Here is a 14,552-nt window from a genome sequence, read left to right as displayed (position 1 = left end):
GACGAAGTGATTCCGGATGCATACGACCCGTCGAAGAAGCATCGCCCGACGATGCTGACGACCGACCTGTCGCTGCGTTTCGATCCGGCCTACGAAAAGATCTCGCGCCGCTTCTACGAGAACCCGGCCGAGTTCGCCGATGCGTTCGCTCGCGCGTGGTTCAAGCTCACGCACCGCGACATGGGCCCGCGTACCCGCTATCTCGGCCCGGAAGTGCCGGCCGAGCATCTGCTGTGGCAGGACCCGATTCCGGCCGTCGACCACCCGTTGATCGACGCCGCCGACGTCGCGGCGCTGAAGGCGAAGGTGCTCGCATCGGGCCTCACGGTGTCGCAGCTCGTGTCGACCGCGTGGGCGTCGGCGGCGACGTTCCGCGGCTCGGACAAGCGCGGCGGCGCGAACGGTGCGCGCATCCGCCTCGCGCCGCAGAAGGACTGGGAAGTGAACCAGCCCGCGCAGCTCGCGACGGTGCTCGAGACGCTCGAAGGCGTGCAGAAGGCGTTCAACGACGCGCAGACGGGCGGCAAGAAGGTGTCGCTCGCCGACCTGATCGTGCTGGCCGGTGCGGCCGGCGTCGAGCAGGCCGCGAAGAACGCGGGCATTACGGTGACGGTGCCGTTCGCGCCGGGCCGTGCGGATGCGACGCAGGAAGAGACGGACATCGACGCGATGGCGGTGCTCGAACCGCTGGCCGACGGCTTCCGCAACTTCCTGAAGCACGCGTACAAGACGCCGGCCGAAGCGCTGCTGGTCGACAAGGCGCAACTGCTGACGCTGAGCGCGCCGGAGATGACGGTGCTGGTCGGTGGGCTGCGGGTGCTCGGCGCGAATGCGGGCGGTGCGAAGCACGGCGTGTTCACCGACCGTCCGGAAGCGCTGACGAACGACTTCTTCGTGAACCTGCTCGACATGGGCACGGAGTGGAAGCCGGCGTCGGCCGCGAACGACGTGTTCGAAGGGCGCGATCGGGCGACGGGGCAGGTCAAGTGGACCGGTACGCGTGTCGACCTGATCTTCGGTTCGCATGCGCAACTGCGTGCGCTGGCCGAGGTGTACGGCAGCGCGGATGCGAAGGAGAAGTTCGCGCACGACTTCGTCGCGGCCTGGAACAAGGTGATGAACCTCGATCGTTTCGATCTCGCGTGAATGTCGCGCGGCGGTAGTGCCGCCACGTTGTAACGTGAAACGGCCGGATCGTACGACCGGCCGTTTTTTCTTCCAATCCGTTGTCGAAGGAGTGACGACCATGACGCAAATGATGCTCAACTTGCGTGCCGCCGTGGCGGCGCCCGTTCTGCGATCGCCGGCCGGGGTGGCGCGATACGTCGTCGGTTTCGCGATCGTCGTCGGCGGTGCCGCGGAGCTGGTTTCGCAGGCGCTGCACGCGCTCGCGCCGTTCGTCTCGGCGGCCGGCGGCTGAGCGCCGCGGTTCGCCCGCCCTGCCGGGCCCCGCCGCCCGCAAGCGCAAGCCGCGCGATGCGGCACGCGGTTTGCTCGACGCATTTTCGCCGGTTCAACATTTCGAATGAGGAGTCCCGAAGATGGCCAAGAAAGGCAACGCCACGCAGATCAACATCGGCATCAGCGACAAGGACCGCAAGAAGATCGCGGACGGCCTGTCGCGCCTGCTCGCCGATACGTTTTCGCTGTACCTGAAGACCCACAATTTCCACTGGAACGTCACGGGGCCGATGTTCAATACGCTGCACCTGATGTTCGAAGAGCAGTACAACGAACTGTGGCTCGCGGTCGACTCGGTCGCCGAGCGCATCCGCACGCTCGGCGTCGTTGCACCGGGCACATTCGCGGATTTCGCGAAGCTGTCGTCGGTGGCGGAGGCGAACGGCGTGCCGGCGGCCGAAGAGATGATCCGCGAGCTCGTCGAAGGGCACGAGACGGTCGTGCGCACCGCGCGCGAGATCTTCCCGATCGCCGACGCGGCGAGCGACGAACCGACCGCCGACCTGCTGACGCAGCGCCTGCAGACGCACGAAAAGACCGCGTGGATGCTGCGGTCGCTGCTCGCGTAAGTCCGGGCGCTGCTTGGCCGCTCCGGCGCGGCTCGGCGCGGCCGGAACAGGGCACGCGTTCGGTGAATTCGGGCCAGTTCGCGTGCGTCCCCGCGGCAGCCCGTTCCGGCGGGCAAAGGCCTGGAATGAACAGGCTCCGCAGCTCCCTCGGCGAATCGGTCCCTTGATGGGCGTGCGACACGGCCGGCCCCGTGCGGCGGGCCGCCGCGGCCGATGCGGGCGCAGCGCCGGCCGGCCGCGGCCCGCGCCGACATGACGCGAAGCACCGCTCGGCTCTAAAATGCCGGAGTTATCTTCCCGGTGCTTCGCCATGCTTGCCCGCTTTCCCCTGTATCTGCGGCTCGTCCGGATGGACAAGCCGATCGGCAGCCTGCTGCTGCTGTGGCCGACGCTCAACGCGCTGTGGATCGCGTCCGACGGCCATCCGCGCTGGCCGCTGCTCGTGATCTTCTCGCTCGGCACGCTGCTGATGCGCTCGGCCGGTTGCGCGATGAACGACTACGCGGACCGCGATTTCGATCGCCACGTGAAGCGCACGGCCGACCGGCCGCTGACGTCGGGCAAGATCCGCGCGTGGGAAGCCGTTGCGATCGCGGTCGGGCTCGCGTTCATCTCGTTCCTGCTGATCCTGCCGCTCAACACGCTCACGAAGCAGCTGTCGGTCGTCGCGCTGTTCGTCGCGGGCTCGTATCCGTTCATGAAGCGCTTCTTCGCGATTCCGCAGGCATATCTCGGCATCGCGTTCGGTTTCGGCATCCCGATGGCGTTCGCGGCGGTGCAGGATACGGTGCCGACGATCGCCTGGGTGATGCTGGTCGCGAACATCTTCTGGTCGGTCGCTTACGACACCGAATACGCGATGGTCGATCGCGACGACGACATCAAGATCGGCATCCGCACGTCGGCACTGACGTTCGGCCGCTTCGACGTCGCGGCCGTGATGGCGTGCTATGCGGCGACGCTCGGCATCTACGTGTGGATCGGCGTGACGCTCGGCTTCGGCCTCGCGTATTGGGCGGGCTGGGCGGCGGCGGTCGGCTGCGCGCTGTATCACTACACGCTGATCAAGGGTCGCGAACGGATGCCGTGCTTCGCGGCGTTCCGCCACAACAACTGGCTCGGCGGCGTGCTGTTCGCGGGGATCGCCGTGCATTACCTGCTGGCGGGCAGCTGAACGACGGCGTGTGTCGGCGTGCACAGCCAATAAAAAAGCGGCCAGTTGGCCGCTTTTTTTCGTCCGATACCCGAGCAGCAGGTACCGCCGGCGCGCTTACGCGCGCCCGAGCTCGTCGCCCATTTCCTTCGCGCGCGCCTCGGCCGCGAGCGCGCCGCGCACGATCGCTTCCTTCACGCCCTGCGCGTCGAACGACGCGAGCGCGGCGGCCGTCGTGCCGCCCTTCGACGTCACGCGCTCGCGCAGCACGCTCGCCGGTTCGCCCGATTGCGCGGCGAGTTGCGCGGCGCCCGCGAACGTCGCGACCGCAAGCGCGCGGCCCTGTTCGTCGTTCATGCCGAGGCGGCGCGCGGCTTCCTGCAGCGCTTCGATGAAATAGAACACGTAGGCGGGGCCGCTGCCCGAAATGGCCGTGACCGCGTCGAGTTGCGATTCGTCGTCGAACCACACGATCTCGCCGACCGCGCCGAGCACGGTCGACGCGAGTTCGCGGCCCGCCGCATCGACGCCCGGCAGCGCGGCGAGACCCGTTACGCCCATGCCGACGAGTGCGGGCGTGTTCGGCATCGTGCGCACGATGCGCGGGTAGTCGCCGAGCCAGCGTGCGAGGTCCGCGCCGCGGATGCCGGCGGCGATGCTGATCACGAGCTGCGACTTCAGGTGCGGCGCGAGTGCCTGCGCGACGTCCTTCAGCACCTGCGGCTTCACCGCGAGCACGATCGCGTCGTAGTCGGCGAGCGTCGCGTCGATGGCCGCGCCGGTGCGCACGCCGAACTGCTGCGCGGCGCGTGCGCGTACCTCTTCGTTGACGTCGATGGCATACAGGCCGTCGGCGGCGACGCCGCGCTTGATCAGGCCGCCGATCAGGGCCGCGGCCATGTTGCCGCCGCCGATGAATGCGATTTTCATGATGTCGGATTGAGCGAGTGAGTGAACGGAAAGGCGGAAAAGGGCGCGGCGTTCAGTGCGAGTAATCGCGCGCGCCGAAGATCGCGGTGCCCACGCGCACGATCGTCGCGCCTTCGAGCACCGCCGCGTCGAGATCGGCGGACATGCCCATCGACAGCGTGTCGAGCGGCAGGCCGTCGGCGCGCAGCGTGTCGAACAGCGCGCGCAATGCGCGATGCGGCACGCGTTGCGCGTCGGTGGTATCGGCCGGTTCGGGAATCGCCATCAGGCCGCGCAGTCGCAGCGACGGCAGCGCGGCGACCGCGCGCGCGACCTCGGCCACGTCGGCCGGCGCGACGCCGCTCTTCGACGCCTCGCCGCTGATGTTCACCTGCACGCACACGTTGAGCGGCGGCAGATGCGCGGGGCGTTGTTCCGACAGGCGCTGCGCGATCTTCAGGCGGTCGACCGAATGGACCCAGTCGAAGCGTTCGGCAACCGGGCGCGTCTTGTTCGATTGCAGCGGCCCGATGAAATGCCATTCGAGGCTCGTGCGCAGGTCGGCGAGCGCGTCGATCTTGTCGATCGATTCCTGCACGTAGTTTTCGCCGAATGCACGCTGCCCGGCCGCATGCGCGGCGCGCACGTCGTCGGCGGGAAACGTCTTCGAGACGGCGAGCAACGATACGGTCGCGGGGTCGCGACCGGCCGCGCGGGCGGCGTCGGCGATGCGGCGATGAACGGATTCGAGACGGGCGGCGAGATCGGACATGACGGGCACGGGAGCAGGCACAAAAGCGGGCATGGAGCGGATGCGCCGCGGCACGCGACGCATCGATCCGCCCATTATACGGACGCCGCGCGCGAGGCCCGCGGCCCGGTTTCCGCCCGTCGTTCGCGTGACCGCGCGCTAGCCGTACAGCAGATGCTCGACGAGCTGGATCCAGTGGGCGACCGGAATCTGCGTGCCGCTCTGCAGGTGCGCGATGCAGCCGATATTGCCGGAGACGATCATCTGCGGCTCGAGCGCCTGCAGCTTCAGCAGTTTCTGCTTGCGCAACCGGTACGACAGCGACGGCTGCGTGAGCGAATAGGTGCCGGCCGAGCCGCAGCACAGATGGCTGTCGGCCGGCAGCCGCACGTCGATGCCGAGCGTCTCCAGCAGGCGTTCGACCTTGCCGCGCGACTGCTGGCCGTGCTGCAGCGTGCACGGCGGGTGATACGCGACCGTATGGATCGCGCGGCGCCGCGCGAGCGTGGCAAGCTCGGCCTCGAACGCGAGCAGCACGTCCGAGATGTCGCGCGTGAGCGACACGATGCGCTGCGCCTTTTCCGCGTAAGCCGGGTCGTCGCGCAGCAGGTGCGCGTATTCGAGCACCGTCGCGCCGCACCCCGACGCATTCATCACGATCGCCTCGACGCCCTGTTCGACATGCGGCCACCATGCGTCGATGTTGCGGCGCGCGTCGTCGAGCGCTTCGTCGTGGTAGTTCAGGTGCAGGCGGATCGCGCCGCAGCAGCCCGCATCGGGCGCGACGACCGTCTCGATGCCGAGCGCATCGAGCACGCGCGCGGTCGCGATGTTGATGTTCGGCAGCATCGACGGCTGCACGCAGCCGCCGAGCATCAGCATCTTGCGCGTATGCGTGCGATGCGGCCATTCGAGCAGTCGCGTGCGCGGCGGTACCTTGTCGCGCAGCCGCTTCGGCAGCAGCGGGCGCACGTGCTGGCCGAGCCGCATCACCGGCGAGAACAGCGCGGCGTTCGGCACGAGGCTCGCGAGCACGCGGCGCACGAGCCGCTGCTGCACCGGGCGCTGCACCTGCGCCTCGACGTGCTTGCGGCCGATCTCGACGAGCCGGCCGTACTGGACGCCGGACGGGCAGGTCGTCTCGCAGCTGCGGCACGTGAGGCAGCGGTCGAGGTGCTGCTGCGTGCTGCGCGTGACGGGCGCGCCTTCGACCATCTGCTTGATCAGGTAGATGCGGCCGCGCGGACCGTCGAGTTCGTCGCCGAGCAACTGGTAGGTCGGGCAGGTCGCGGTGCAGAACCCGCAATGCACGCACTTGCGCAATATCGCGTCGGCCTCGTCGCCGTCGGGCGTATTGCGGATGAAATCGGCGAGGTTCGTTTGCATCGAGCCCTCAGATATCGGGGTAGAGCCGGCCGCGGTTGAAGATGCGCGCGGGATCGAACGCGGCCTTCAGTCCGCGGTGGATTTTCATCATCGGCGCGGGGAGCGGCGTGAACACGCCGGCGCTGCGGTCGTAGCTGTCGCCCGCGCGGAACAACGTCGCGTGGCCGCCGGCCTGTTTCGCGCTCATCCGCACGGTCTGCGCATCGGCATCGGTGATCCACCAGCGCTGCGCGCCGCCCCATTCCATCAGCTGGGTGCCGGGCAGGTGCATCGGTTCGGTGATCGACGGCAGCGCGAGACGCCACAACGCATAGCCGGGCGGAATGCCGTTGAAGAACGGGTCGGTATGCTCGCGCAGGCCGGCCCAGAATCGTTCGGCCTCGACCGCGTCGACCACTTCTCCGCCGAGCAGCGTCTTCGCGGATTTCACGGCCGCTTCGGCGCCCGACAGGCGCAGCACGAGCGTGCCGTTGCGCCACACGCTCGCGCTCACGGGCAGCGGATGGCCGCCCCATTCGTTGAGCTTGCGCACCGCGTCGGTCGCCGTCATCTCGAACTTCAGCGTGACTTCGGCGACGGGCATCGGCAGCACCTTGATCGACAGGTCGAGCATCAGCCCGAGCGTGCCGAGCGCGCCGGCCATCAGCCGCGACACGTCGTAGCCGGCGACGTTCTTCACGACCTGGCCGCCGAAGCGCAGCATTTCGCCGCGGCCGTTCATCAGCGTGACGCCGAGCACGAAATCGCGCGGCGCGCCGCACGTGGCGCGCCGCGGGCCCGCGAGGCCGGCCGCGACGCAGCCGCCCACGGTGGCCGCGCGCCCGAAGTGCGGCGGCTCGAACGGCAGCATCTGGCCGCACTCGGCGAGGACGGTTTCAAGTTGCGCGAGCGGCGTGCCCGCGCGCACCGTGACGACGAGTTCGGCCGGGTCGTACGACACGACGCCCTGAAACGCGCGCGTGTCGAGTATTTCGCCCTCGAGCGTCTGGCCGTACCAGTCCTTGGTGCCGCCGCCGCGAATCCGCAGCGGCCGGCCGTCGGCACTGGCGGCGCGGATGCGCTCGGCCCATCCGGCGACGATGTCGTCCTCTTCCATGTTCTGTTGCTGCCTCGACTTGTTGTCCGGTCGATTGTACCGGGGTGGCGCGAATCCACATCGCGACTATCCCTAAGCCCCGTATTTCAGGCCGCATGGCCGGGCCGTCGCGCGAACGGGCCGCACGGGCACGGCCGTGCGCCGCGGCCCGGCCGCCGGGCCGGGCCGCGTCCCGCGCGCTGCTCAGAAGCGCGGCAGGTCGGGGTGCGGCAGCAGCCCGCCGCGCACGTGCTGGCGGCCGTATTCGGCACAGCGCGCACGGGTCGGGATGCCCTTGTCCGGGTTCAGCAACCCGGCCGGGTCGAATGCGCGCTTGACCGCGAAGAACGCATCGCGCTCCTGCGGCGAGAACTGTACGCACATCGAATTGAGCTTCTCGATGCCGACGCCGTGCTCGCCCGTCACGCTGCCGCCGAATTCCACGCAGCATTCGAGGATTTCCGCGCCGAACTGCTCGGCGCGGTGCAGCTCGTCCGGATCGTTCGCGTTGTAGAGGATCAGCGGATGCATGTTGCCGTCGCCCGCGTGGAACACGTTGATGCAGCGCAGCCCGTAGCGTGTTTCGAGCTGCTCGATGCGCGCGAGCAGCGGGCCGATCGCGCGGCGCGGCACGGTGCCGTCCATGCAGTAGTAGTCGGCCGAAATGCGGCCGGCGGCCGGGAACGCGTTCTTGCGGCCCGACCAGAAGCGCAGCCGTTCGTGTTCGTTGCGCGATACCTGGATGCGCGTCGCGCCGTGCTCGCGCAGCACGGCCGTCATCCGCACGATCTCTTCGGCGACTTCTTCCGGCGTGCCGTCCGATTCGCACAGCAGGATCGCTTTCGCGTCGAGGTCGTAGCCCGCGTGCGTGAACGCCTCGACCGCCTGCGTGGCCGGCTTGTCCATCATTTCGAGCCCGGCCGGGATGATCCCCGACGCGATGATCGCCGCGACGGCCTCGCCACCCTTGACGACGTCGTCGAAGCTCGCCATCACGAGCTGCGCCGTTTGCGGCTTCGGGATCAGCTTCACCGTGACCTCGGTGACGATCGCGAACATCCCTTCGCTGCCGATCATCACGGCGAGCAGGTCGAGGCCCGGCACGTCGAGCGCGAGCGAGCCGAACTCGACGACCTCGCCGTCGATCGTCACCGCGCGCACGCGCATCACGTTGTGCACGGTCAGCCCGTATTTGAGGCAGTGGACGCCGCCGGAATTTTCCGCGACGTTGCCGCCGATCGTGCATGCGATCTGCGACGACGGATCGGGCGCGTAATACAGGCCGTACGGCGCGGCGGCCTCCGAGATCGCGAGGTTGCGCACGCCCGGCTGAACGGTCGCCGTGCGCGCGTAGGGATCGACTTCGACGATGCGCGTGAAGCGCGCGAGCGACAGCACGACGCCGAGCGCGATCGGCAGCGCGCCGCCCGACAGGCTCGTGCCCGCGCCGCGCGGCACGATCGGCACTTCCATGCGGCGGCAGATCTGCACGATCCGCTGCACCTGCGATTCCGTTTCGGGCAGCGCGACCGCGAGCGGCAGGCGGCGGTACGCGGACAGGCCGTCGCATTCGTACGGCGCCGTGTCTTCGTCGCGGTACAGCAGGCAGTGCGTCGGCAGCACGGCCATCAGCGCCTGCACGACTTCGCGCTGGCGCTGCGCGCGTGCCGCGCTCGACAGTTCGACGGGAGCGTTCATGGGGTCTCCAGCAGCAAGCGGCGCGGTCCCGCGCCGCCGTGTCAGCACGTGAAAATCTTGCCCGGATTCATCAGGTTGCGCGGATCGAGCGCGAGCTTGATCGCACGCATCGTATCGATCGCGGCGTCGCCGTGCTCTTTCGGCAGGAAGCGCATCTTGTGCAGCCCGACGCCGTGCTCGCCCGTGCAGGTGCCGCCGAGGCGCAGCGCGCGCTCGACGATCCGGTCGTTGATGTGCTCGGCTTCCGCGATTTCTTCCGGCTTGTCGGGATCGATCAGGATCGCGACGTGAAAATTGCCGTCGCCGACGTGGCCGACGATCGGGCAGGGCAGCGTCGACGCGCGCAGGTCGACTTCCGTTTCCTCGACGCACGCGGCGAGCTGCGAGATCGGCACGCACACGTCGGTCGTCACCGCGCGGCAGCCGGGTTTCAACTGCAGCATCGCGAAATACGCGTTGTGGCGCGCGGCCCAGAGGCGGCTGCGGTCCTCGGGGCGGGTCGCCCATTCGAAGCCCTGGCCGTTGTTCTGGCCGGCGAGCGCCTGCACGAGCTCGGCCTGTTCCTTCACGCCGGCTTCGGTGCCGTGGAATTCGAAGAACAGCGTCGGCGCTTCGGTCAGCGTCAGGTTCGAGTGGCGGTTGATCGAGCGCACCGCGAGCGCATCGACGAATTCGACGCGCGCGATCGGCACGCCGATCTGGATCGTCTCGATCACGGTGCGCACCGCGTCGCCCATCGACGGGAACGTGCAGATCGCGGCCGATACGGCTTCGGGCAGTGGATGCAGGCGCAGCGTGATCTCGGTGATCACGCCGAGCGTGCCTTCGGAGCCGACGAACAGGCGTGTGAGGTCGTAGCCGGCCGACGACTTGCGCGCGCGCGAGCCGGTTTTCACCACGCGGCCGTCGGCGAGCACTGCGGTGAGGCCGAGCACGTTCTCGCGCATCGTGCCGTAGCGCACGGCGTTGGTGCCCGACGCGCGGGTCGCGGTCATCCCGCCGATGCTGGCGTCGGCGCCCGGGTCGATCGGGAAGAACAGGCCGGTGTCGCGCAGCGCTTCGTTGAGCGCCTTGCGCGTGATGCCCGGCTCGACGGTGACGGTCAGGTCTTCGGCGTTGATCGACAGCACGCGGTTCATTTCCGACAGGTCGAGCGACACGCCGCCGCGCACCGCGAGCAGGTGGCCTTCGAGCGACGAGCCGGCGCCGTACGGGATCAGCGGCACGCCGTACAGCGCGCACAGCGACACGACTTCGCGCACGTCGTCTGCGCTGTGCGCGAACACGACGGCGTCGGGCAGTTGGGGGTCGAACGGCGATTCGTCGCGCCCGTGATGGGCGCGCACGGCATCGGCGGTCGACACGCGCTCGCCGAAGGCGGCGCGCAGCGCATCGAGCATGGCGGGGGGAAGCGGGCGGCGCGTGGCGGCCGGCGGGGCAGGGTGATTCACGAACGTCTCCTTGTCGATCCGGGTGAGCGCATCGGCGCCGCCCCGGCTCCCGTGCTGCAGGGTTTCGGCCCATTCTACGCTGTAACGCCCGCTGCGCCTGCCGCCGCGGGCTGCGATAATCGCGTTCGAACGCAACCGGGCCGCGTCGCGGCCGAGCACGAGAGGACATTCGCATGGGCAACCGCTTGAGCAAGATCGCCACGCGCACGGGCGACGACGGCACCACCGGCCTCGGCGACGGCCGGCGCGTCGGCAAGGACGATACGCGCATCGCCGCGATCGGCGACGTCGACGAGCTGAACTCGAACCTCGGCGTGCTGCTCGCCGAAACGCTGCCGGACGATGTGCGCACGGCGCTGGTCACGATCCAGCACGACCTGTTCGATCTCGGCGGCGAATTGTGCATTCCCGGCCATACGGTGCTCGACGACACGCATCTCGCGCGGCTCGACCGCTGGCTGGCCGACTACAACGCGACGCTGCCGCCGCTGAAGGAATTCATCCTGCCGGCCGGCTCGCGCGCGGCGTCGCTCGCGCACGTGTGCCGGACCGTGTGCCGCCGCGCGGAGCGTTCGATCGTCGCGCTCGGGCGCACCGACACGCTCAACGATGCGCCGCGGCGCTACGTGAACCGGCTGTCGGACCTGCTGTTCGTGCTGGCGCGCGTACTGAACCGTACCGACGGCGGGTCGGACGTGCTGTGGGAGCGCGGCCGCGTCCGCTGACGCTTCGTCTCTTTTTTGCGCTGCGACAATTTGACCGAGGGGGCATGTTTTCTTAAACATGTATCGTATGTGCATGTTTAACGGAGAACGAACATGACCCACATCACCGCTGACCAGATGGCTCGCGTGAAGGCCACTGCCCCTGTCCTCGCCGAGCACGGCGCGACGATCACGAAGCATTTCTACCAGCGCATGTTCGCGCGCCATCCGGAACTGAAGAACCTGTTCAACCAGACGCACCAGAAAACCGGCAGCCAGCCGGAGACGCTCGCGAAGGCCGTCTACGCGTATGCGGCGAACATCGACAATCTCGGCGCGCTGGGCGGCGCCGTGACCAGGATCGCGCACAAGCACGCGAGCCTGAACATCCGCCCGGAGCATTACCCGATCGTCGGCGAGAACCTGCTCGCGTCGATCGTCGAGGTGCTGGGCGACGCGGTCGACGCGGAAACGCTCGAAGCATGGCGCGTCGCATATGGCCAGCTCGCGCAGATCATGATCGGTGCCGAAGCCGACCTGTATGCGAACGCGGCATGGAGCGGTTTCCGTCCGTTCAAGGTCGAGCGCAAGGTGCGCGAAAGCGACGAGATCACGTCGTTCTACCTGACGCCCGCCGACGGCGGCGAAGCGCCGACGTTCGAGCCGGGCCAGTACGTCACGGTGAAGCGTTTCGTCGGCGACCTCGGCGTCGACCAGCCGCGCCAGTACAGCCTGTCCGACGCGCCGCACCGCAAGTGGCTGCGCATCTCGGTGAAGCGCGAGGCGGGCAAGCCGGAAGTCATTCCGGCCGGCAAGGTGTCGACGCTGCTGCACGACGGCGTCGAGGAAGGGGCGATCGTCGAGGTGACCGCGCCGATGGGCGAGTTCTCGCTGAAGCGCGGCGTCGAGACGCCGGTGGTGCTGATCTCCGGCGGCGTCGGCATCACGCCGATGATGTCGATGGCGTCGACGCTGGTGGCTGAAGGCAGCAAGCGCGACGTGCGGTTCGTCCACGCGTGCCGCTCGGGCGCGGTGCACGCGTTCCGCGACTGGCTGAACGACACGGCGCGCGCGCACGCGAACGTCAGGCGCACGGTGCTGTACGAACGGGTCGGCCCGGCCGACCGTGCCGGTATCGATCACGATCTCGAAGGGCGCCTCACGCCGGAGCGCGTGAAGCAATACGCGCTGGTGCCGGACGCCGACTACTACATCTGCGGGCCGATCGCGTTCATGAAGGCACAACGTGACGCGCTGGCCGCGCTCGGCGTCGCGCCGGAGCGCATCCATACCGAGATCTTCGGCTCGGGCGCGCTCGAGTGATGGCCCGACGATCGTTTTCCGGCCTGTAAGCAAAACCCGGCGCGAGCCGGGTTTTGCTTTTTGCACGGGGGCAGGCGTCAGGCGCGCAGCACCAACGTCGCGTGATAGCGCCACACTTTGGGATCGGCGCTGACGAGCGGCATGCCTTCATGGAGTGCCTGCGCGACCATCACGCGGTCGAACGGATCGGCATGATCCGGAAAATCGGGTAGTGCGGCGACACCTTCGACGTGATCGCTGCTGATCGGCAATTCCGCAAAACCCGCAAGCCGGAATGCCGAACACGCATCGCGTGGATGGACGGGCAGATTGCCTTTGCGGTATTTGGTCGCGATTTCCCAGATGGACGCAGCGCTGACGTACAGCGTGTTTTCCGGATGTTCGATCCACGCTGCCGCAGTTGCCGAAAGTTGACGCGCACCCTCAGCCGCCCATAGCGCAATGTGCGTATCGAGCAGCAGCTTCACGGTGCGAGCCCCTGTTCCGAGCTGGCATCGAAGTCGGTGGCAATCGATTCATCGCCGGTATTGAATGCCTCGACGGTGGTCGGGATATTCAGCCCCGCAAGCAACTGACGGGCTGCACCGATCCGCTTCGGCGCAGCATAAGGAACGATCCGGGCAACCGGATGACCATGGCGGGCGATCACGACTTCGGATTCTCGCCCCAATTCAAGCGCTTCGCCGAGGCTCGAGAGCCGTGACTTGGCGTCGTGCATGTTGACGGTCGGCATGATCGTCCCTTGGCTAGCTAAATGATGTTAGCTAGTCTGGCAGACCGAAGCGACGACCGCAGGCTGGCCGCATGGCCGATCCGCCGCCCGGCGGCCAACCTGCTGGCGTCCGTCAGTTCCCGCTGCCGCGCGTGACGCGGCGCGCCTTCACCGCTTCCGCGAGGCCTTCGAGCACCTTCACGCTGTCGTCCCACGCGATGCACGCATCGGTGATGCTCTGGCCGTAGGTCAGCTCGCAACCTTCCTTCAGGTCCTGGCGCCCCTCGACGAGGTGCGACTCGATCATCACGCCGACGATGCGGGCGTCGCCGGCCGCGATCTGGCGGCCGATGTCCGCGCAGACCGGGATCTGGTTTTCGTGTTTCTTCGAGCTGTTCGCGTGGCTCGCGTCGATCATCAGGCGCGCGGCGAGGCCGGCCTTGCCGATGTCCGCGCACGCGGCGTTCACGCTGTCGGCATCGTAGTTCGGCGTCTTGCCGCCGCGCAGGATCACGTGGCAGTCCTCGTTGCCGGCCGTCGACACGATCGCCGAATGGCCGCCCTTCGTCACCGACAGGAAATGGTGCGGCTGCGACGCGGCCTTGATCGCGTCGACCGCGATCTTCACGTTGCCGTCGGTGCCGTTCTTGAAGCCGACCGGGCACGACAGCCCCGACGCAAGCTCGCGGTGCACCTGCGACTCGGTCGTGCGTGCGCCGATCGCGCCCCACGAGATCAGGTCGGCGATGTACTGCGGGCTGATCATGTCGAGGTATTCGGTCGCGGCCGGCAGCCCCATCTCGTTGATCTGCAGCAGCAGCTCGCGCGCGGTGCGCAGCCCTTCGTTGATCTTGAAGCTGTTGTCGAGGTGCGGATCGTTGATGAGCCCCTTCCAGCCGACCGTCGTGCGCGGCTTCTCGAAGTACACGCGCATCACGATTTCCAGCTCGCCCTTGAAGCGCTCGCGTTCCTTCACGAGCCGGCCCGCGTATTCGATCGCCGCCTTCGTGTCGTGGATCGAGCACGGCCCGATGACGACGATCAGCCGGTCGTCCATCCCGTGCAGGATGCGGTGCATCGACTGGCGCGCGTTGTAGATCAGCTCGGATGCGGCTTCGGAGCACGCGAATTCGCGGATCAGGTGGGCGGGCGGCGTCAGTTCCTTGAGTTCGCGAATGCGGACGTCGTCGGTATTGTGCGGGGGCATGCAGTTTCTCCTAAGTTCCGGGCGCCGTTCGGTCAGTGCGAGTGCGCGTGCGGCAGATTCATCAATTCAAGCGATTCAGTGGTTTCGGTCGGGGCCGCGATGTCGCTGCGGCGGCGACCGGCTGGCGAAGGGCGAAAAAAAACCGCCGGGTTC

At 68.1% G+C, this 14,552-nt stretch carries 14 protein-coding genes and 1 pseudogene; 6 read left to right on the top strand and 9 right to left on the bottom strand.

The window, feature by feature from the left end:
* The 4 genes from HWX08_RS34360 to ubiA form a co-directional block, all read left to right on the top strand.
* The coding region (locus tag HWX08_RS34360) for a peroxidase family protein (protein WP_341773827.1) at positions 1–1,146 on the top strand (1,146 nt) is incomplete at its 5' end.
* A gap of 34 nt (positions 1,147–1,180) precedes the next feature.
* Positions 1,181–1,420, top strand: a complete 240-nt coding sequence (locus HWX08_RS11890; protein WP_157126711.1) for a hypothetical protein — start codon at positions 1,181–1,183, stop codon at positions 1,418–1,420.
* Positions 1,421–1,541: 121 nt separating this feature from the next.
* Positions 1,542–2,030, top strand: a complete 489-nt coding sequence (dpsA, locus tag HWX08_RS11885; protein WP_069255819.1) for a non-specific DNA-binding protein DpsA — start codon at positions 1,542–1,544, stop codon at positions 2,028–2,030.
* Positions 2,031–2,340: 310 nt separating this feature from the next.
* Positions 2,341–3,204: a 4-hydroxybenzoate octaprenyltransferase gene (gene ubiA, locus HWX08_RS11880; protein WP_174923059.1), complete on the top strand. Its 864-nt coding sequence runs from the start codon at positions 2,341–2,343 to the stop codon at positions 3,202–3,204.
* Between the two features lie 96 nt (positions 3,205–3,300).
* Here ubiA and proC read toward each other — a convergent pair whose 3' ends face one another.
* The 6 genes and pseudogenes from proC to HWX08_RS11850 all read right to left on the bottom strand — a co-directional run bounded on the left by proC (position 3,301) and on the right by HWX08_RS11850 (position 10,724).
* Positions 3,301–4,113 (bottom strand): pyrroline-5-carboxylate reductase, encoded by an 813-nt coding sequence (gene proC, locus HWX08_RS11875; protein WP_107312516.1) that lies wholly within the window; start codon positions 4,111–4,113, stop codon positions 3,301–3,303.
* 52 nt (positions 4,114–4,165) lie between these two features.
* Positions 4,166–4,864, bottom strand: coding sequence for a YggS family pyridoxal phosphate-dependent enzyme (locus tag HWX08_RS11870; RefSeq protein WP_069255822.1), 699 nt, complete (start codon positions 4,862–4,864; stop codon positions 4,166–4,168).
* 138 nt (positions 4,865–5,002) lie between these two features.
* Positions 5,003–6,229 (bottom strand): glycolate oxidase subunit GlcF, encoded by a 1,227-nt coding sequence (gene glcF, locus HWX08_RS11865; RefSeq protein ID WP_069255823.1) that lies wholly within the window; start codon positions 6,227–6,229, stop codon positions 5,003–5,005.
* A gap of 7 nt (positions 6,230–6,236) precedes the next feature.
* Positions 6,237–7,325 carry a glycolate oxidase subunit GlcE gene (gene glcE / locus HWX08_RS11860; protein ID WP_175869752.1) on the bottom strand — a complete coding sequence of 363 codons (1,089 nt, stop codon included), beginning with the start codon at positions 7,323–7,325 and terminating at the stop codon, positions 6,237–6,239.
* Between the two features lie 183 nt (positions 7,326–7,508).
* Positions 7,509–9,002 (bottom strand): FAD-linked oxidase C-terminal domain-containing protein, encoded by a 1,494-nt coding sequence (locus tag HWX08_RS11855; protein ID WP_069255825.1) that lies wholly within the window; start codon positions 9,000–9,002, stop codon positions 7,509–7,511.
* 41 nt (positions 9,003–9,043) lie between these two features.
* Positions 9,044–10,724 (bottom strand): annotated as a pseudogene (locus tag HWX08_RS11850) (FAD-binding oxidoreductase).
* On the opposite strand from HWX08_RS11850, the gene HWX08_RS11845 reads away from it, so the two are divergent.
* Both HWX08_RS11845 and hmpA read left to right on the top strand, forming a co-directional pair.
* Positions 10,627–11,178 (top strand): cob(I)yrinic acid a,c-diamide adenosyltransferase, encoded by a 552-nt coding sequence (locus HWX08_RS11845; protein WP_069255826.1) that lies wholly within the window; start codon positions 10,627–10,629, stop codon positions 11,176–11,178. The pseudogene HWX08_RS11850 and the gene HWX08_RS11845 overlap by 98 nt on opposite strands.
* A 93-nt stretch (positions 11,179–11,271) precedes the next feature.
* On the top strand, positions 11,272–12,480 hold the full coding sequence (hmpA, locus tag HWX08_RS11840) for an NO-inducible flavohemoprotein (protein WP_174923055.1): 1,209 nt from the start codon (positions 11,272–11,274) through the stop codon (positions 12,478–12,480).
* A gap of 77 nt (positions 12,481–12,557) precedes the next feature.
* On the opposite strand, the gene HWX08_RS11835 is transcribed toward hmpA, so the two are convergent.
* The 3 genes from HWX08_RS11835 to aroG form a co-directional block, all read right to left on the bottom strand.
* Entirely contained in the window at positions 12,558–12,947 is a 390-nt protein-coding gene (locus HWX08_RS11835; RefSeq protein WP_174923053.1) for a type II toxin-antitoxin system VapC family toxin, read from the bottom strand.
* A complete protein-coding gene (locus tag HWX08_RS11830; RefSeq protein ID WP_174923052.1) occupies positions 12,944–13,213 on the bottom strand; it encodes a type II toxin-antitoxin system Phd/YefM family antitoxin in 270 nt (89 codons plus the stop codon). Before HWX08_RS11830 ends, HWX08_RS11835 begins: the two co-directional genes overlap by 4 nt.
* A gap of 112 nt (positions 13,214–13,325) precedes the next feature.
* Positions 13,326–14,399 carry a 3-deoxy-7-phosphoheptulonate synthase AroG gene (gene aroG / locus HWX08_RS11825; RefSeq protein WP_069255829.1) on the bottom strand — a complete coding sequence of 358 codons (1,074 nt, stop codon included), beginning with the start codon at positions 14,397–14,399 and terminating at the stop codon, positions 13,326–13,328.
* Between the last annotated feature and the right edge of the window lie 153 nt (positions 14,400–14,552).

Source organism: Burkholderia metallica (genome assembly GCF_902832845.1).
Taxonomy (GTDB): domain Bacteria; phylum Pseudomonadota; class Gammaproteobacteria; order Burkholderiales; family Burkholderiaceae; genus Burkholderia; species Burkholderia metallica.
Note: the sequence above shows the minus strand (reverse complement) of the source record. Positions and strands in the feature narration are given on the sequence as shown.